21 protein-coding genes are annotated in these 17,125 nt (G+C 60.2%); 8 read left to right on the top strand and 13 right to left on the bottom strand.

Features of this window, described 5'->3' with window-relative positions:
• Positions 1-79 precede the first annotated feature (79 nt).
• A complete protein-coding gene (locus tag P0111_01750; protein MDF0642728.1) occupies positions 80-724 on the top strand; it encodes a CHASE3 domain-containing protein in 645 nt (214 codons plus the stop codon).
• 60 nt (positions 725-784) lie between these two features.
• On the opposite strand, the gene xth is transcribed toward P0111_01750, so the two are convergent.
• The 6 genes from xth to P0111_01720 form a co-directional block, all read right to left on the bottom strand.
• Complete coding sequence (gene xth / locus P0111_01745) at positions 785-1,561, bottom strand: exodeoxyribonuclease III (protein MDF0642727.1); 777 nt, start codon at positions 1,559-1,561, stop codon at positions 785-787.
• A 68-nt stretch (positions 1,562-1,629) separates the two neighbouring features.
• Positions 1,630-2,475, bottom strand: a complete 846-nt coding sequence (locus P0111_01740; protein MDF0642726.1) for a mechanosensitive ion channel — start codon at positions 2,473-2,475, stop codon at positions 1,630-1,632.
• A gap of 110 nt (positions 2,476-2,585) precedes the next feature.
• Positions 2,586-3,011 (bottom strand): hypothetical protein, encoded by a 426-nt coding sequence (locus P0111_01735; GenBank protein MDF0642725.1) that lies wholly within the window; start codon positions 3,009-3,011, stop codon positions 2,586-2,588.
• On the bottom strand, positions 3,008-3,202 hold the full coding sequence (locus tag P0111_01730; protein ID MDF0642724.1) for a hypothetical protein: 195 nt from the start codon (positions 3,200-3,202) through the stop codon (positions 3,008-3,010). Before P0111_01730 ends, P0111_01735 begins: the two co-directional genes overlap by 4 nt.
• Before the next feature lie 78 nt (positions 3,203-3,280).
• Positions 3,281-3,958, bottom strand: coding sequence for a tetratricopeptide repeat protein (locus P0111_01725; protein ID MDF0642723.1), 678 nt, complete (start codon positions 3,956-3,958; stop codon positions 3,281-3,283).
• The gene (locus P0111_01720) at positions 3,955-5,340 is read right to left on the bottom strand and encodes an FAD-dependent oxidoreductase (GenBank protein MDF0642722.1); all 1,386 of its coding nucleotides are present in this window, start codon (positions 5,338-5,340) and stop codon (positions 3,955-3,957) included. Before P0111_01720 ends, P0111_01725 begins: the two co-directional genes overlap by 4 nt.
• 49 nt (positions 5,341-5,389) lie before the next feature.
• Between P0111_01720 and P0111_01715 the strand changes: the two genes are divergently transcribed.
• A complete protein-coding gene (locus P0111_01715) occupies positions 5,390-5,602 on the top strand; it encodes a DUF1653 domain-containing protein (GenBank protein MDF0642721.1) in 213 nt (70 codons plus the stop codon).
• 190 nt (positions 5,603-5,792) lie between these two features.
• Here P0111_01715 and P0111_01710 read toward each other — a convergent pair whose 3' ends face one another.
• Positions 5,793-6,272 carry an MEKHLA domain-containing protein gene (locus P0111_01710; GenBank protein ID MDF0642720.1) on the bottom strand — a complete coding sequence of 160 codons (480 nt, stop codon included), beginning with the start codon at positions 6,270-6,272 and terminating at the stop codon, positions 5,793-5,795.
• 131 nt (positions 6,273-6,403) lie between these two features.
• On the opposite strand from P0111_01710, the gene leuC reads away from it, so the two are divergent.
• Genes leuC through P0111_01695 form a run of 3 tightly spaced genes read left to right on the top strand, consistent with a single transcriptional unit; the run spans position 6,404 to position 8,816 of the window.
• Positions 6,404-7,807, top strand: coding sequence for a 3-isopropylmalate dehydratase large subunit (leuC, locus tag P0111_01705; protein ID MDF0642719.1), 1,404 nt, complete (start codon positions 6,404-6,406; stop codon positions 7,805-7,807).
• 10 nt (positions 7,808-7,817) lie between these two features.
• Positions 7,818-8,441 (top strand): 3-isopropylmalate dehydratase small subunit, encoded by a 624-nt coding sequence (gene leuD / locus P0111_01700; protein ID MDF0642718.1) that lies wholly within the window; start codon positions 7,818-7,820, stop codon positions 8,439-8,441.
• A 15-nt stretch (positions 8,442-8,456) separates the two neighbouring features.
• A complete protein-coding gene (locus tag P0111_01695; GenBank protein ID MDF0642717.1) occupies positions 8,457-8,816 on the top strand; it encodes a hypothetical protein in 360 nt (119 codons plus the stop codon).
• 6 nt (positions 8,817-8,822) lie between these two features.
• Here P0111_01695 and corA read toward each other — a convergent pair whose 3' ends face one another.
• Positions 8,823-9,878, bottom strand: a complete 1,056-nt coding sequence (gene corA / locus P0111_01690) for a magnesium/cobalt transporter CorA (GenBank protein MDF0642716.1) — start codon at positions 9,876-9,878, stop codon at positions 8,823-8,825.
• 308 nt (positions 9,879-10,186) lie between these two features.
• Between corA and P0111_01685 the strand changes: the two genes are divergently transcribed.
• Both P0111_01685 and P0111_01680 read left to right on the top strand, forming a co-directional pair.
• The gene (locus tag P0111_01685; GenBank protein ID MDF0642715.1) at positions 10,187-10,984 is read left to right on the top strand and encodes a 3'(2'),5'-bisphosphate nucleotidase CysQ; all 798 of its coding nucleotides are present in this window, start codon (positions 10,187-10,189) and stop codon (positions 10,982-10,984) included.
• A 365-nt stretch (positions 10,985-11,349) separates the two neighbouring features.
• Positions 11,350-13,113, top strand: coding sequence for a GspE/PulE family protein (locus tag P0111_01680; protein MDF0642714.1), 1,764 nt, complete (start codon positions 11,350-11,352; stop codon positions 13,111-13,113).
• A 30-nt stretch (positions 13,114-13,143) separates the two neighbouring features.
• On the opposite strand, the gene P0111_01675 is transcribed toward P0111_01680, so the two are convergent.
• Genes P0111_01675 through P0111_01665 form a run of 3 tightly spaced genes read right to left on the bottom strand, consistent with a single transcriptional unit; the run spans position 13,144 to position 15,182 of the window.
• Entirely contained in the window at positions 13,144-13,464 is a 321-nt protein-coding gene (locus P0111_01675) for a PilZ domain-containing protein (protein ID MDF0642713.1), read from the bottom strand.
• A 45-nt stretch (positions 13,465-13,509) separates the two neighbouring features.
• The gene (locus P0111_01670; GenBank protein MDF0642712.1) at positions 13,510-13,968 is read right to left on the bottom strand and encodes a hypothetical protein; all 459 of its coding nucleotides are present in this window, start codon (positions 13,966-13,968) and stop codon (positions 13,510-13,512) included.
• Positions 13,969-14,021: 53 nt separating this feature from the next.
• Positions 14,022-15,182, bottom strand: coding sequence for a pyridoxal phosphate-dependent aminotransferase (locus P0111_01665; protein ID MDF0642711.1), 1,161 nt, complete (start codon positions 15,180-15,182; stop codon positions 14,022-14,024).
• Positions 15,183-15,444: 262 nt separating this feature from the next.
• Between P0111_01665 and P0111_01660 the strand changes: the two genes are divergently transcribed.
• Positions 15,445-15,771, top strand: a complete 327-nt coding sequence (locus P0111_01660) for a PilZ domain-containing protein (GenBank protein MDF0642710.1) — start codon at positions 15,445-15,447, stop codon at positions 15,769-15,771.
• Positions 15,772-15,817: 46 nt separating this feature from the next.
• Here P0111_01660 and msrA read toward each other — a convergent pair whose 3' ends face one another.
• Positions 15,818-16,438 (bottom strand): peptide-methionine (S)-S-oxide reductase MsrA, encoded by a 621-nt coding sequence (gene msrA, locus P0111_01655; protein ID MDF0642709.1) that lies wholly within the window; start codon positions 16,436-16,438, stop codon positions 15,818-15,820.
• A gap of 81 nt (positions 16,439-16,519) precedes the next feature.
• Positions 16,520-17,053, bottom strand: coding sequence for a hypothetical protein (locus tag P0111_01650; GenBank protein MDF0642708.1), 534 nt, complete (start codon positions 17,051-17,053; stop codon positions 16,520-16,522).
• Positions 17,054-17,125 lie beyond the last annotated feature (72 nt).

The raw sequence follows: 17,125 nt of genomic DNA, 5'->3' as shown, positions 1-17,125 counted from the left end.
CGCAAGACTCTGCCCTTCGTCTATCAGCCCCCCACGCGCCGAGGCCTCGCCTCGGCATGACGGCCTCCACAAGGGACTCGTGGCACAAAAATCCAAACTGTGGGTCTACCTCGGTGCGGGAATTATCCTGATCGTGATTTTTTCCGTCGAGCAGATGTTGCTCCTCCGTCAGTGGCAGGACGGCCTGGTCTCGCAGCAGCAGCGCAGTGCGATCCGCGAAGAGGTGCTCATCCTGCGTCGTTGGACGGCGGATATCGACAACGGGTTTCGCGGGTACGTCTTAATGCGGCAACCATACTTCCTTGCGCCCATGGTCATGGCCGAGGAAGAAATCCCGATGGCGCTGGAGCGCTTGACACGACTGACCGGCAAGACCCCCGCGCTTCAGGGGAGCGTCCAGGTGCTCAAGCGACGGCTTGATGAGCTGATCACGACCAAACGGCGGCTTGCCACGAAGATTGCCAACGGGGAATCGGACGAAGTTCTGGCCTATGTCCGGACCGGAGAGGGATTGGCGCTGGCCAAAACCATCTCGGCGGTCTTCGATGATCTCGAAAGCAAGATTGCCAGGCAATTTCCGGAAGCCGACCTGGCTCCGCTCGAGCGACAGAAGAAAGCGCTGTGGCAGTTGGTGGCCGCCCAAGCCGGCGCCGTATTCGTCGGCGTGCTGGTGATGGAACTGTTGCTCGCCGCCTTCGCCGCCCCTCATCGTTCGGAAACGTAGTCCCCCTTTTGCCTCTCGGACGCGACGGAACCGGTCGGCGGGGAACATGTTCGCCCCCGGTCAGGGAATCGAGAACTCCGCCCAAAGAAAGGTATGGTCTGAGGGATCCTTGGCCCGACGAGGCTCGATATCGACGTCGGCGTTGATGCATTTTTCCGCCAGCGGCGCCGTCGCAAGAATGTGGTCGATGCGCCATCCTTTATTGTTTTCCAACGAACTCGGCGCCCGGTAATCCCAAAACGTATACTGTTGGCGGTCCGGATACAGCCGCACGAACACATCTTGGAATCCCCAGGCCAGAGCCGCCTGGTAAGCGTTCCTGGCATCCTCGTGATAGCAGACGTGCTTGAGATGCTTTTCGGGACTGTGGACGTCCATGGGTCTCGGCGCCACATTCATATCCCCACACCAAATAGCCGGCGTATCCGGGGAAAGATGCTTGTCAAAGTAGACTCGGAGTCGCCTGTACCACGCCAGCTTGTACGCGTATTTCGGCGAATCGATTTCAAACCCTTGCGGCACATAGGTATTGAGGATCGGAATCCCCTCAATCACCACATGCAGCAGCCGAGGCTCGTCCGGTTCTCCTCCGTCGTCCAACCCCGCCCGAACCGCGTCGGGTTTCTTTCGGCTCAGGATCGCGACGCCGTTGTAGGACTTCATTCCGCGAAACGTGATCTCATATCCGGAGGACGCCAGGGCAAGCAGGGGGAATTCGCTGTCTTGGACCTTCGTCTCCTGCAGGCAGAGTACATCGGGCTTCTGTTGCTCCAGCCAATCGAGCACGATCTGGAGACGTTTGCGCAGCGAATTGACGTTGAAGGTGGCGATCTTCACAGTGTCACATCCCGAAGGCAGCGCAATGCTACCAGATGCCTCTCCGAGGGGACAAGCGGAGCAGCTGCTTATGATAGGCGAGGTGGGAAAGACGGATCGGCAGCCAGAAATCGGCGGAGAATCGCCTGCTCGATTCTCGAACGGCCGCGGTCCGGAGCCGGAAACCGCAAGATCAAGTGGATACGTCCCGCTTCGACCAGCTGGATCGTGATGCGAGGCTCCGGAGAGGGAGCCTCGAGCAGGTTGGTCTGTTCCAGGAGCTTCATCTGGCGGCTCGCCTCGGCCATGAAGGGCGCGCATTCCGCCTTGGCTGCCTCGAGCAAGCGCTTTTCCCTCTCCTGCCAGTGCTCGTCCGGATGAAGAGGCACCGTCAGCGTATAGAGCCCGTACTCCTGGCCCGGATTTTCTTTGACCAGAGCGTTGGTGAAAAGGAGGCTATTGGGAAACACCGTCACACGACCGGTATAGAGATGGGACGCCTGGCCGGGACCGATCTCCAGGAGCTTGGTCGTAAAAATATCATGGTCCAATACCACCCCTCGATGTCCGGCGATCTGGATGCGGTCGCCGACTGAGTAGACCTTGCCGCCGACCCGCAGCGCCGACCCACTCCAGCAGAGCAAGAGTTCCTTGGTCGCCAGGACGAGTGCGGCGGCCAACGCGACGAGGGAGACGGCGAAGGCCTGGAGCTCGTGCGCCCAGATCACCACCAGGCCGATCAGAAACGCGAAGAGAATCGAGTTTCTGGTCGTCACAACCCAGCGCCGCTTCGCTTCCATCGACAACCCGGTGTTGTGCGAGATTCCTCGCACGACCAGGGCGCGAATGATCAGGAGCGACACCAGCAGAATCAGCGACTTGAGCCCATCCCAGCTCACCGAGCTATCGAAGCGGATCCATTCGAATTGGTTCACAACACTCCACGGTGGACGGCCGGTTCGAGGACGGCGTCGTCAGAATCCGCGTCGGAGTCACTCCGGGCGGGACCGGCTCAAGGGACTCTCGATATGGGGCAAGAAGAGATCTATTCGCTCTGCAGTAGGGCTTCGCGGGTACCCGGCACACATTCCTCTCGCTTCCATTGCTTGAGCACCTTCTGTTCATTGAACGTCAAGGTGTATCGATAGCAGTAGAGCACTTCCTTGGGACCCTCACCTGGTTTCCCCAGCAGCGACGTGGCCTGTTTAGTGGCGTTGGCCAACCCCGAAAAATGCAAAGGGCTCAGTTCTCGCTCGGCAAGGGGCACCCGATACGTCCAGATACTATCTCCACCGAGTGCGGGCGTTTTTGCGGTATGAGGCGGGCCCAGTTTCTCGGTTACCTCGTCCTGCGTGAGTCGATTCACACCCTTGTTGAAATACCCGTCGCGCCAGGGGCCGCCGCAGGCGGCCACAACCAGTGCGCTCACGAAGAGGAGAAGCACGCGACGAACGCGGTGAGGGCGCATCATGGTTTCGGCCGGTCGTGAAGCTCCTGCATCCGCTTGATCGAACAATACAGCGCATAACCCTGAGCCAACATGCCCGTGACCAAGAGGCCCAGCGCCGTCTGGAGCCATCGGGATCCCTGTTCATCCAGCCCGTAGATCCCCATGACGAACCCCAGCGCGATGGCTACGACGCCGACGAACCTAGCCGTCATGGCGTTCACTCGCCAATTCACGCGGACAGGAGGTGGGGAATCCATGCTCTGTACGCTACACTGGAAAGAGGCCCCGGTTCAACTCCGTGCAGCTCGGAGCTCGCGGGCCCGCACCTCCAGGGAGACGGCCTCCTCCCGCCGGCCTAATTTCCTCAAGACATTGGCCAGATCCTCCAAGGTCCGGGCGACCTCCGGGTGGAACGGGCCCAACGCTTTTTCGCGTATGCTCAATGCCCTGCGATATAAAGGCTCAGCCCGTTCAGGCTGGCCCTGAGAAACCCGCAGCTGGGCCAGATTCGCCACGCTGAGCGCGACATCCGGATGCTCCGCTCCCAGAAGCCGCTCTTTAATGAGCAGCGCTCGGGTCAGCAAAGGATCGGCCTCGGCATATTGCCCGTACATACGATGGAGCACTCCAAGATTGTTCAAGGTGGCCGCCACATCAGGGTGGTCCTCGCCGTGCACCTCCTGATAAATCTTGAGCGCCTGCAGATAGAGCGGCTCGGCCTCGACGTGTTTGCCCTGCCCGGCATAGACCTGGGCCAGCTGCGACAGACTGATGGCGACCCGACGATCGTGCAAGCCGAACTCTTCCGCCTTGCGCACCGCCACGAGGAAGAGACGCTCCGCCTCCGCATAATTTCCTTGCTGAACAGCCTGTTGCCCGGAGGCCATGGCAGCTTCCCACGTGGTCTGCTGGCACGCCGTTGGCCACCACATGAGGAACGAGACCAAGAGCATCAGTCTCATACTCATAGCAGCCCTATCCGCTCGGCAAGCGACTCGGCCGGATACGTGATGATTTCGGCCAGGGTCGGGTGGTAATGCGGCATACGGAGCAAGTCGGCAACAGTGCCGTGATAGTACATGACGGCAATGAGCTCGTGGATGAGCTCTCCGGCTTCCGGTCCGACGATCTGGGCCCCGAGCAGTGTCCCGCCGGCCGGGGACGCCACCAGCTTGACGAATCCGTGACGATCGCCGCGACACATGGCCTTCCCGTGATCGGCAAATGGATAGGAGGCTGCGAGATGCGGAATCCCTCCCGCGCGGCACGCCATTTCGCTCAATCCCACCGTCGCAACCTGTGGATCCGTGAAAATGACCTCCGTCACCAGGCGGCCATCGAACGATCGCAGCGGTCCCTCCGGTTGGAACGCATTGAAGCCGGCCAACTCCCCTTGCTGCACCGCGATGTGCACAATGTCATACAGGTTGGTCACGTCGCCGGCGGCAAAAATGTGCGGCTGGGACGTCCGCATGGTTTCATCCACCGCCACTCGACCGTCGATCACCGTGACCCCGGCCTTGTCCAGCCTCAACCCGTCGACGTGCGGTCGCCGTCCCAACGCTTGTAGAATGAGCGCTCCGTCGGCATGGGCCTCGCGGCCCTGGTGGCGGAAATGCACTCGTTTGCTCGACTCGGATCGCTCGACTCGTTGCAGGGTCGTGTCGGTGAACACCGCGACGCCGTCTTCCAGCAAGGCTTGCTCCAATGCCGCCCCAACATCCGCATCAAGATGCGAGAGCAGATGACCGCTCCGTTGAATGATCGTCACCGCGGTCCCGATCCGGGCAAAAAACTGGCCGAACTCCAAGGCGACTGGACCACCCCCCAAGACCACCATCGACGCGGGTCGGTCCCTCAGATCGAGCAAGGTATCGCTGGTCAGATATCCCGTTTCGCTCAATCCCGGCACCGGCACCTCGTTCGCCGCCGACCCGGTGGCGATGACGAAGGCCTTCGCGTTCACTTCCTGGGACCCGACCTGTATGCAGTGAGGAGAGAGAAAGGAGGCTGCGCCTTGGTGGAGCGTGAACCGCGGGTCTCTAAGCTGCTCAATGCGATAGTCGGCAAACTCCCGAACCAATCGATCCTTGCGGTCGACGATCTTTTCCAAATCAGCGGTCACCTCGACCGGTGAGAGACCAAATTCTTTGGCCCTCCGCATCAGTGAGGCGATCTCGGCCGTGCGCAGGATCGTCTTGGTCGGCATGCAGCCTCGCAGGATGCAGAGCCCTCCGAGCGGGCCCCGATCGACGATCGCCACCTGTGCGCCCAGCTCGGCCGCGGTCCTGGCCGCGGCATAGCCGGCAGACCCTCCGCCGAGGATCACGATGTCATGCGAGTTGGCCATGCTGCTCCATACTGGGATAACTCATCCGGTTGCCGTATAGTACTACAGGATGGTTGAGCCGGGACGCTATCGCCACTACAAGGGACACGAATACGAGGTCGTCGGGACGGCCCGTCATTCGGAGACCGAGGAGGAATTCGTGGTCTATCGGGCCCTGTACGGAGCGCGGGCCCTGTGGATCAGACCTCGGGCCATGTTTGAGCAGACGGTCGTGGTCGAAGGAAAGGAAGTGCCCCGTTTCCAGTTTCTAGCGGGATGCTGAAAAAGTCCGCCAGAGGCATTCTCACATCGCTCAGAGGCTCTACGTACAGATCTGAGTCCGCCTCGCCCCTTCACTCACTGCGACCTTGCTGGACGGCCTTTTTGAGCATCCTGCATAGCTGTCCGTTGTCGTCTGAGACCTTGATGTCCGTGACGACTTCAGGGGTCGAAAATGGTTTTCCCGCAGCCTGCTAGAGCATGGTCCATTGTGAGAAGCTGGCCGCTTGACCTACCCTGGCTCCCTGTACATCCATGATCGTCCACACACACGCATCCTCGACACGGAACCGGCGACCGGTCATGGAGATGCGCACTCCTCGATAGCCGCTGAAAAAGCCGCGCGATCGCGCGGCTTCCAACATCCGCTTCCGTTCGGCCTGATGAACCGGCTCGGCAGTCAGGCGGGACGGGGTCCTGACCAACTGCTCCCAGGTCGACTCCCACAAATCCAGGGCGCGACGATTGCCGTAGTTCAGAATCGGGTCCGCTTCAACTCCATGGGATACCACCACGAAAGGCGCATCGAACAGTATGCGTGCTTGGATCGCCGGCGACCCGGTCCGTTCGATGAGGTCCCGACCTATCCAATGCCGATAGCTGTCCAGCAGCCACCGACACCATTGCACCGTCGAAGGCCCCATCCAGTCTGCAGACTCCGCCGCTTCATTCATGCTCCACCAAGCAGGGCGGGATACCACGCCCATCCGGCCCGACACAAGCAGGAACGAAGCACCCTTGTCAATTCCTAGGTCGACCTCTGTATAATGGGCTCCCCTCGACTCAGTGTAACGGAGGAACGTGCATGTCCAACCGGACCCTATTTGACAAGATCTGGGACTCCCATGTCGTGCGGCAGGAGCCCGACGGCACAACCCTACTCTACATCGATCGCCAATTGGTCCATGAAGTGACCTCACCCCAAGCATTCGAGGGACTGAAGCTCGCCGGCCGTCGGCCTCGGCGACCCGGCGCCACGCTGGCGGTGCCGGACCACAATGTGCCGACGTCGGACCGTCGCCTGGGGATCGCCGATCCGATCAGCGCCAAGCAGATCCGGACGCTCGAGGACAACTGCCGCGAGTTCGGCATCACGCTGTTCGGCATGGATGACCCACGGCAAGGAATCGTCCACGTCATCGGCCCTGAACAGGGATTCACTTTACCAGGCACGACGATCGTGTGCGGCGATTCGCATACTTCGACCCACGGCGCGTTCGGCGCACTGGCCTTCGGCATCGGCACGAGCGAGGTCGAGCACGTCCTTGCGACGCAATGCCTCGTGCAGAAACGGCCCAAGACTATGGAAATCCGAGTCGACGGCCTGCTGTCTCCCCGCTGTTCGGCCAAAGACGTCATCCTGGCGATCATCGGGAAGATCGGGACGGCCGGCGGCACAGGCTATGTGGTGGAATACACCGGCTCGACGATCAACGGCCTCAGCATCGAAGGCCGGATGACGCTCTGCAACATGTCGATCGAGGGCGGTGCGCGGGCCGGCTTGGTCGCTCCCGACGACAAAACCTTCGCGTATCTCAAAGGACGGCCGCTCGCGCCGCAAGGAAACCTCTTTGAACAGGCGGTTGAGACCTGGCAGCGGCTCGGGACCGATCCCGGCGCCCGATACGATGCGACGGTCGCGTTGCAAGCCGAAACCATCCCGCCGCAAGTCAGTTGGGGAACGAGCCCCGGCATGGTGACCGGCGTGGACGGCCGCGTTCCGGATCCCCGGAGCCTGGCCGACGACAAAGCCCGGCAGGCGGTGGAGCGCGCGCTCGAGTACATGGGCTTGACGGCAAACATGCCGATCACCGAGATTACGATCGACAGGGTGTTCATCGGATCCTGCACCAATTCGCGCATCGAGGATCTTCGCCTCGCCGCAGGACTCGCTAAGGGGAAACGAGTCGCCAAGACCGTGCACGCCATGGTCGTTCCCGGCTCCGGATTGGTCAAGCAACAGGCCGAGGAAGAAGGGCTCGACAAAGTCTTTCTGGAGGCGGGATTCGAGTGGCGCGAAGCCGGCTGCAGCATGTGCCTGGCGATGAATGCCGACATCCTTCAACCGGGTGAACGTTGCGCCTCGACGAGCAACCGAAACTTTGAGGGGCGTCAGGGCGCGGGAGGCCGAACCCATCTGGTGTCACCCGCCATGGCGGTGGCCGCCGCGGTCGAAGGGCATTTTGTCGATATTCGACACTGGACATAGGCAGGGACTCATGCAAGCATTCACCCAGATGACCGGAATCGTGGCCCCGCTCGATCGTGTGAACGTCGACACCGATCAGATCATTCCGAAGCAATTTCTGAAGACCATCAAGCGGACCGGCCTCCGCGAGGGCCTTTTCTACGATTGGCGAAAACGGAAGGACGGATCGCCGGACCCTGGTTTCTTTCTCAATCAGCGCCGCTATCAGGATGCGACGATCCTGCTGACGCGCGATAATTTCGGTTGCGGGTCATCGCGGGAACATGCGCCCTGGGCTCTGCTGGACCAGGGTTTTCGTTGCGTGATCGCCTCCAGCTTCGCCGACATCTTCTACAACAACTGCTTTCAAAACGGCATTCTGCCGGTCGTCCTGACCTCCGACGAGGTCCAATCCATCATGAAGGACGCCTTGGCCACGGAAGGATACAGGCTCGCCGTAGATCTTGGTCGCCAAACCGTCACCCCCCCCACCGGAGCTTCCTATCGATTCGAGATCGATCCGTTCAGAAAAGATTGTCTGTATCGGGGTCTTGACGCCATCGGTCTCACACTGCAACACGCAGCGGCAATCTCCGCGTATGAAGCCAAGCGGAAGACCGAAGCACCCTGGCTTTTTCTCGATCTGCTGTCCTAGCCGAGGAGGTTTTCCGTGAGGTGGCTCTGGCGACCGGGATTGTGGTTTACCTTGCTGTTCTTTGTAGGCGCAGCCTATATGCTGGTTGCCCTGAACTACAGCTATTCGGACGGCAGTCGAGCCGGCTACATCCAAAAACTGTCGACCAAGGGCTGGGTCTGCAAGACCACGGAAGGCGAGCTGGCCATGACGACCGTGCCGGGCATCGCCCCTGTCCTCTGGGAATTCACCGTGTGGGATGAGGCGGTGGCGGCGCAATTGGCGCAGTTGATGGGAAAGCGCATCGTGTTGCACTACAAGGAATATCGCTATCTTCCCACCACCTGTTTCGGCGACACGCCGTACTTTGTGGATCGCGTCGAGGTCCAGGAATAGCGTCCGCTAGAGCCACCCTTTCTTCCTGAACAGCACGAGCATCGAAATCCCGACCGCGGCCATGACTCCCAAGACAAGCGGATAGCCCCATTGCGCCTGAAGCTCGGGCATGTGCTCGAAATTCATACCATAGATGCTCGCGATGAAGCTCAGCGGCATGAAAATCGTCGTGATCACGGTTAACATCCGCATGACGCTGTTCAGCCGGTAACTGACGCTGGACAGATAGATGTCGAGACTGGCCGAGACCATTTCGCGCAAGGTTTCGATCGTATCCACGATCTGCACCACGTGATCGTACACGTCGCGGAAGAACACCTTGGTCGGTTGCTGGAGGAAGGGGCAATCCGACCGCGACAGGTTATTCATCACGTCCCGCAACGGCCAGACGGCTCGGCGCAGAAGAAGCAATTGACGCTTGAGCGCGTGAATGTCACGGAGCGTCTCCGGTCGCGGATCGGCCACCACCATTTGCTGCAAGGACTCGATCTTTTCGCCGACCACCTCCAACACAGCAAAGTACTGGTCCACGATCGCGTCGATCAGCGCATGACAGAGAGAGTCCGCGCCGGCCTGTCGTAAGCGGCCTTTTCCACCGCGCAGCCTCTCGCGTACGGGCTGGAATACATCGGTTCCGTTTTCCTGAAACGACAGCACGAAGTTCCGCCCCAGGACCAGGCTGACCTGCTCGACCTGCACATCCTGGCGTTCCGTGAGCGTCAACATCTTCGTCACGAGAAAAAAGTATGTCTCGTAGTCGTCCAGCTTGGGACGCTGATCGGTGTTGGCAATATCTTCCAGCAAGAGCGCATGGAGACCGAACTGCCTGCCGAACGTTTCCAGCACGTCCATCCGATGTACCCCGCTGACGTTGATCCACACCACCGATTCGTCGGTCGGCGGCGCGAGAGTGGTCGCGTCTTCAACCTGTCGTTCTTCACAGTACCCGCCCGCATAGTGAAAGGCCGTGATAGTCACGGTCTCGGACTTCTTCTCGCCGATGTGAACGATGGTTCCCGGAGGAAGTCCGATTTTCTTCGAACGCTTCTGGACCAGTTTCATGGGTGACCTGACAAACCGTCGGATAAAGCCGCTCGCGCCTGTGCGGCAGAATCGCTGGGATAGCCCGCTGGTCCATCGCCCGCTCTCCATGCCGAGGTCGCGCGGCCTCCTCTCCGCCCGTCGCGACCGGGAGCTATGGATTAGAAACAATCGCTTGGAGACTCACGGCACATCCCGTGATTGCTTGTACGCAGGTTTTGGCGGTGGGTCAAGGGGCGCACCCTGCGAGTGCGAGGTCCGCGACATTCCCCTATGACGGCAGTTCGAGACCTGATAGGCTGAGATGCACGGTGTCGAGGATCTTGTGCATGGATCGAGAACTCCACCTTCTGGTCGAATCCGTCCGCGAAGCCGGTGCCCGAGCGCTCGAGTTGGCGCGCACCGGTTTTGACGTGCAGACCAAGAGCGATCGATCTCCGGTGACGACCGCCGATCTCGAAGTCAATCGGATCCTTCACGAGATGCAGCAGAAGCACTTCCCCGAGGACGGATGGCTGTCGGAGGAATCTCCCGACGACCCGGCGCGACTCGGTCGCGCCCGCGTCTGGATCGTCGATCCCATCGACGGAACCAGGGCCTTCATCAAGAAACTGCCGGAGTTCTGCATCTCCGCCGCGCTGGTCGAGAAAGGTAACCCCCTTGCGGCGGTCATTTTCAATCCATCGACCGACGAGCTCTTCACCGCCGTTCGAGGCCGCGGCCTCCAGGTCAACGGCAAGCCGGTCCCCAGGTCGACCAAGACGGATCCTCCGCTCGTGATGGTGAGTCCGGGAGAGTTTCGCGGAGGTCCTTGCACTGGATTGGGCGAACGCATCCGAACCAGTTCCTTCCATTCCATCGCCTATGCCCTGGCCCTCGTCGCGACCGACCGAGCCCAAGCCGCGGTCACGGCCGAGAAGGAAAACGAATGGGACCTCGCGGCCGGCGTGCTGCTGATCCAAGAGGCGGGCGGCATGGTCGAAGACGCCGACCGCAATCCCCTGACGTTCAATCAGCCCGTTCCTCGGTTCACCGGCTTGCTCGCTCTGGCAGGAACGATCGAGCCTGAACTTCGACCTCTCTTGCGCAGCCACGTCGCTCGCGCCGGCAAGCAGACACCCAACTGACGCGGCTCCAAGCGATCGCACGCCCAGGTACGGGCTTGCTGGGAGGCGCCATTGCCGGACGGTTGTGCCGCAACGGCCTCTCCATCGTGGCCTACAAGGGATTTCCGTCCCTTCGGTCGCCTTGCGGCCGATCTGCATCTTTGGTCTGAGTCCGCCGACGGAGTCCGAATCTTCCTAGGCGAGAGGTCTACGGGATTTCGATTACTCCGCGCTGTTCGAGGTCATCCACCCGTCCGCCGCGCGCAAGCTCCACTAAGGTCCGCCCGCCTCGCCTCGTCGGCTCTTCGCAAATTCCTTGTAGATCATCGGGAATCTTTTATACTGGGAATGGTCGAACTCAATAACAAAATCATAGCGATCGATACGTGCGTACCACTGTGCAAAAGACGGCCAGATCCCCCATCAACCCTGAGGCGTTCGACTCTCTGGTGAGCGACGGGTTCATTCGCCAGGCGGACTTGGTCAAGGCCTTTCAGGCTGCCCTGGCAGGCAGCGCCGAGTTGGAATCGCTCCTACTGGATAAGTATCGCGTTCCAAAGACCGAGCTCGGCAAAGCGCTCAGCACGTTTTTCGGCTGCCCGTACGTGTCGTTCGATGAGCGATCCGTCGCCGATCCGAGCCTGCTCAAGGACCTCAGCTACGACTACCTGAAGAAGTACCATTGGATCCCCTTCCGGCGCTATGAACAGGTCATCGATGTACTGATCGACAACCCCCACGACCTGGAAAAAGGCCACGACATTCGTCGCGCGTTCCCGGGCCTCACCATCCGGTTCTCGGTCAGTCTCCAGCGCGATATCGAGCGCTATCTCCAGCTGGCCAGCGGCGACGGGGATATGGGATCGATCAGCGATACCCTGGGAGAATTACGGTCAGAAGCCCGTTCGGAGCGGGGAGCCGATGAAGAGAGCGATTCCATCGACGAAAACAATTCCGCGATCGTCCGGCTCGCCAATCAGATCATCGTCGAGGCCTACCGTAAAGAAGCCTCCGACATTCACATCGAGCCCTATTCGGATCGCAAGGAGACGGTCGTCCGCTTTCGCGTCGACGGTACATGTTCCACCTACATGCGGGTGCCAGCCGCCTACCGACGGGCGTTGGTTTCACGCATGAAGATCATGGCCAGCCTCGACATCGCGGAGCGTCGGAAACCACAGGACGGCAAGATCCGCTTCAAGCTCGGCGACGATCGCCTGATTGAATTGCGGGTGGCGACGCTGCCCACGGCGGGCGGCAACGAGGACGTGGCCCTCCGCATTCTCAGCGCCAAAGAGCCGCTGCCGCTCGAAGCCATGGAATTTTCTCCCCGTGAACTGGCGAACCTGTTCGAACTGGCCGACAAGCCTCACGGACTCATTTTATGTGTCGGGCCGACCGGGTCCGGCAAGACCACCACCCTGCACGCCATACTCCGGCATCTCAATACGGATGAACGCAAGATCTGGACGGCCGAAGACCCGATCGAAATCACGCAGGAAGGGCTGCGGCAAGTCCAGGTCCACCCGCGCATCGGCTTCACGTTTGCATCGGCGATGCGGTCGTTCCTCCGGGCAGATCCGGACATCATCATGATCGGCGAGATGCGGGACAAGGAGACAGCCGAGGTTGCGATCGAGGCCTCGTTGACCGGGCATTTGGTGCTCAGCACGTTGCACACGAACAGCGCCGTCGAAACCGTGTCGCGGCTGCTGGACATGGGTTGCGATTCCTTTAATTTTGCCGACTCCATGCTGTGCGTGATCGCCAAACGCCTGTGCAAGCGGCTCTGCGCGACCTGCAAGCAGTCGTACCATCCGTCCCGGCAGGAATACGACGAACTCGTGGCTGCCTGCGGCGTGGAAGCCTGGGGACGATTGGGCATCCCGTATGACGAGGCGTTCCTGTTGAACAGGAACCAGGGATGCGAATCCTGCCATCACACGGGATTCAAGGGGAGAGTGCCGCTGCACGAAATGTTCTGCAACTCCGACGAGTTGAAGAACATGATTCAGGGTCGAGCCAGAACCTCGGACATGCAGCGCGCGGCCATGCAGGCGGGTATGACCACACTGATGCAGGATGGGATTCGAAAGGCTCTCGGCGGCCTGACGACGTTCAAGCAGGTCCGAGCCGTCGCGATGAAATGATTCGACCAGGCCGAGTGGCGGGAGGACCGGTCAGAACCCCGGCGACTGCTCCAGCATGTTCATGAAGTGTTTCAGCCGTTCCCGTTCCTCGGAACCGACTTTGATGTATTCCAATCCGAATTGATTCTTCGAAGACCAGCGAACTGCCGCGAGACTCACCTTGACCGGCGGCTCCCCTTCACGAAGGTGCATATCGAGACGCAGATACGTCGCCGTGTCCGGTGTTCGTCCGGCCGTGATCATGCAACCGTCGTGAGAGATATTCAGGATCGTCCCGCCGGCGTCAGCGGTGTCGTCGGTGAAACGAATAGGGAGTTGAACCGCGAAGCGCGGTGACTTCCTCTGTATCACTGGCATTTATCCTTTCACCACCGGAGGATTTGCAACAAGAACGGATCACCGAGGAACATCGCCGCGAGGGACCGACTCGTTTTTTCTGGTTACATGGAAGGTCCCTCCTTTCTGTGAGGGACTGTGGTCCTGGCCGATCCGCGTGTACCACCATCGTCCCTCCCCTTCCGAGAAATCGGACGAGAACTCCACTTGAAATCCGCCTTCCCGGTCATTTTCGCGCTGCGACCACAGGCCTTCCCAGATCCGTCCATTTAAGGCCATGGTGGTAAACCGTCCGTCCTTCCAGGCATAAGTGCCGTTCCCCTGCTCATCGAGCCGCAGCGTGACGACCGCGCCTTCCTCATACTCCCATTCGCCGGCCAAGACGCCGCGGTCCTCGAAGGAATCAGAAGGGGCGCTCGCGGGCTCGGGGACTTGTTCCTTGAGCACCGGTTTGGTGCATCCGAAACCTCCCCACAGCAGGAGGCACGCGAGCAGTGTTCGACCGATGGGCCATCGCATACGTATTGTTGGTTGTATCATCGCCTTGTGATCACGGCAAGTATGCATGACGATCATGCCAGCTCCGACAAGCGTCTGCAGGCTTCTTCAAGGTCGGTGTCCGTCTTGGCATAGCTGAACCGGATGAACCGACCGCCCATCGGGGCGGAGAAAAAGGCCTCGCCCGGCACTCCTGCTACGCCGACCTTCTCCAACACATGCAGGGCGCGCTCCTTTCCGTTTGTCCCCGGAAGCCGTGATGCGTCGGCCAACACGTAGTAGGCCCCCTGCGGTATGGAAGGCTGCAAGCCTGCCTGACTCAGCGCCCTGCAAAATCGATCCCGCTTGCTCTGATATTCCTTCGCGAGTTCAGCATAAAACGAAGGCGGCAGTTCACGGATCCCGGCCGCCACGCCGACTTGAAGCGGGGTTGGCGCACACACGTAGAGCAGATCGTTCATCGCGCCGATCGTTTTCGACCATTCAGGCGCCGCTACAGCATAGCCGATGCGCCAACCGGTGATGCTGAACGTCTTCGAATAGCCGCCGATCGTGATCGTTCTGTCGGCCATGCCCGGTAAAGATGCCATACTCACGTGCGCCTGTCCGTCGTACAGAAAGTATTCATAAATCTCATCGGTCAGGACGAGTAGGTCGTGTTCGCAGGCAAGGGCGGCGATGTCTTCGAGTTCGCGTCGGTCGAACACCTTGCCCGATGGATTTCCCGGTGAGTTCACGAGAATGGCCTTGGTGTGGGGCGTGATGGCCCGCTCGACGTCCTCGAGAGAAAGGCTCCATTCCGGCGGATGCATGGAGATGACCACAGGGACCGCCTCCACGGCGAGCAACGCGCTCAAGTGATACTGGTAATACGGCTCGAAGACGATGACTTCGTCCTTCGGGTTGAACAGGGCGAGGCACGCGCAATGAAACGCACCGGTCGCCCCCGCGCTGACCGTAACCTCAATCTCGGCATCAGACTGAACTCGGTTGTCCCTCGCCAACTTGTCGGCGATCGCCTGCCGCAGCTCGGCGAGCCCGTCGAAGCGGGAATATATGTTGTTCCCGCTCCGCATCGCCCGCTCCGCCGCCTGGATGACGACAGAAGGAACCGGGGTGTCACAGACACCCTGCGCCATATTCACTCCCCCAGCCTTTGCGCAGGCCTGGGTCATGGCCCGAATTTCAGAATGCCCGAGTCGGGCCAATCGCTCATTGATGACGGTCCGTCCCACCGGGATCCTCCTGGTGATGGTTTCGTCCCTTCTGGCAGAAGGCCACCGAAAAGGTCAAGGTTCCTCGACCGACCGGTGGCAGCTATCCGTTTTCGCTAGGCTGCAGGGGCGCCTGTGATACAGTGCGCTGAAAGAGGCCGTTTCGTCCTTCCTCGGAGGTACCACGCCTGGGGAAGGCTTTATGCGAACTCATTGGCTAGGCTCGATAGCAGCGGGTAGATGAACCGGAACCTCGTTCGGGCGAGAAAGGCGGCCGGCAGACATGAGCGGAAATGAAGGACAGGATCGGCGCGGACGACGCCTCAAAGTCAGTCATCGTCTGTTCTTCTTCGGGGAAGACGAGTTCGAGGGAGAGGCGACGATCCTGGACATCTCCACCGGAGGCTGCCAGGCCACATCCATGACGGAGGTGCAGTGCGGCATGGTATTCAAACTGTCGCTCTTTCTAGACGATCAGCCCTGGCCGCTCCGCATCGACGACAGCATCGTGCGCTGGGTCAAGGACCGGACATTCGGACTGGAGTTTCTGGGGATTCGACCGGCTCAGCGTGAACGGTTGCGGGCGATCCTGATGAAAGCCAAAGCCTAGCCCACCCCTCTCAGCCTATTGCCGGCGCTCCCTCGCCTCCCCTGATTCACGACGACGGACCCCACAAGGCTTCCAATCGCCGGACACGACCACACGTGGACTTGTAAAATTTGTACCGGATGGGATTCTTTCTGTAAAAATCCTGGTGGTACTCCTCCGCCGGATAGAACTCCGTTGCCTGCGCGATCTGAGTCACGATCGGCTCTTTGAATCGCTTCGACTGTTCGATCGCCCGCTTGGAATCCTCCGCCGCCCGTTTCTCTTCTTCGTTTCGATAGAAGATGGCCGCCCGGTACTGACTTCCGTGATCGCAAAACTGCGCATTCGCCGTGACAGGATCGATGTTCCTCCAAAACGCGTCCAGGAGCTGATTATACGAAACCTTTGCAGGATCATACTGGACTTCCACTGATTCAGCGTGGCCGGTCCGGCCGGACGACACGTCCTCGTAGCTCGGATCCTTCACCGTCCCCCCCATGAATCCGGAAATGACCGCCAGGACTCCGTCAACCTTCTCATAGGCCTCTTCCATGCACCAGAAGCACCCGCCGGCAAAGTAGGCTTTGGACGGAGGATGTGGATCAGCCGCCTGCCCGGACACCGGATATAAGAGCTCTGTTCCCGTGAAGATTATGCAGAAAGCGGCAACCCATCGTGATACGACCATGATAGGGTCCTCCTACAGATTCCGTCGGTTCACGCGAGCTGTTCTTACACGAACGTCACGGCCCTCATCCAGGAACAACCCTTAAAACCGCCCCCACGGTTGAGGTCCTCGCAAATCGTGACCATCCTGTCGTTCAAACCGTTTCAGGATTACATCAATGGCATCTTCGGGAGTCTGCGCACTGGAGATGAGCCGTCCCCCGAGCTTTTTAAAGAATTTTTCTTCGACGGGCGTGGCTCCAAGGAGCACAACCTCTTTGCCGGCTTTGAGGGCCAAGGCCACTTCGGACACGGTCCCTGATCCGCCGAGTCCACAGGCCACAATGACTTGACACGACAGCACGCAAATATTGTTTCGCGCACTGCCCATTTCAGTGATGATGGCCAGATCGACGTATTTGGAAACTCGATCCCGTGTCGACGGCAGCACCCCGACGGTCAAGCTCCTGGCCACCTTTTTCGCTCCTTGATTCGCCGCGTGCATCACTCCGACGTCACGACCACCCGTGAGGAGAACCCATTCACGACGTGCAATCAATTCGCCCAGGGCCCGAGCGTTCTCAATGTCTTTTCTCCTCGCTTTGGCCGGTCCCATGACACCAACAATGTACCGCACGCCAAGCCCCCTTCGCGCATACCAGCCCATCCCGCCCGGGCCGATTGTAGCCGGTTCCCCGATTCGTTCGCC

This window comes from Nitrospira sp. (genome assembly GCA_029194535.1).
In the GTDB taxonomy this organism is placed as follows: Bacteria; Nitrospirota; Nitrospiria; order Nitrospirales; family Nitrospiraceae; genus Nitrospira_C.
This window is presented reverse-complemented; position numbering and strand designations above follow the sequence as displayed.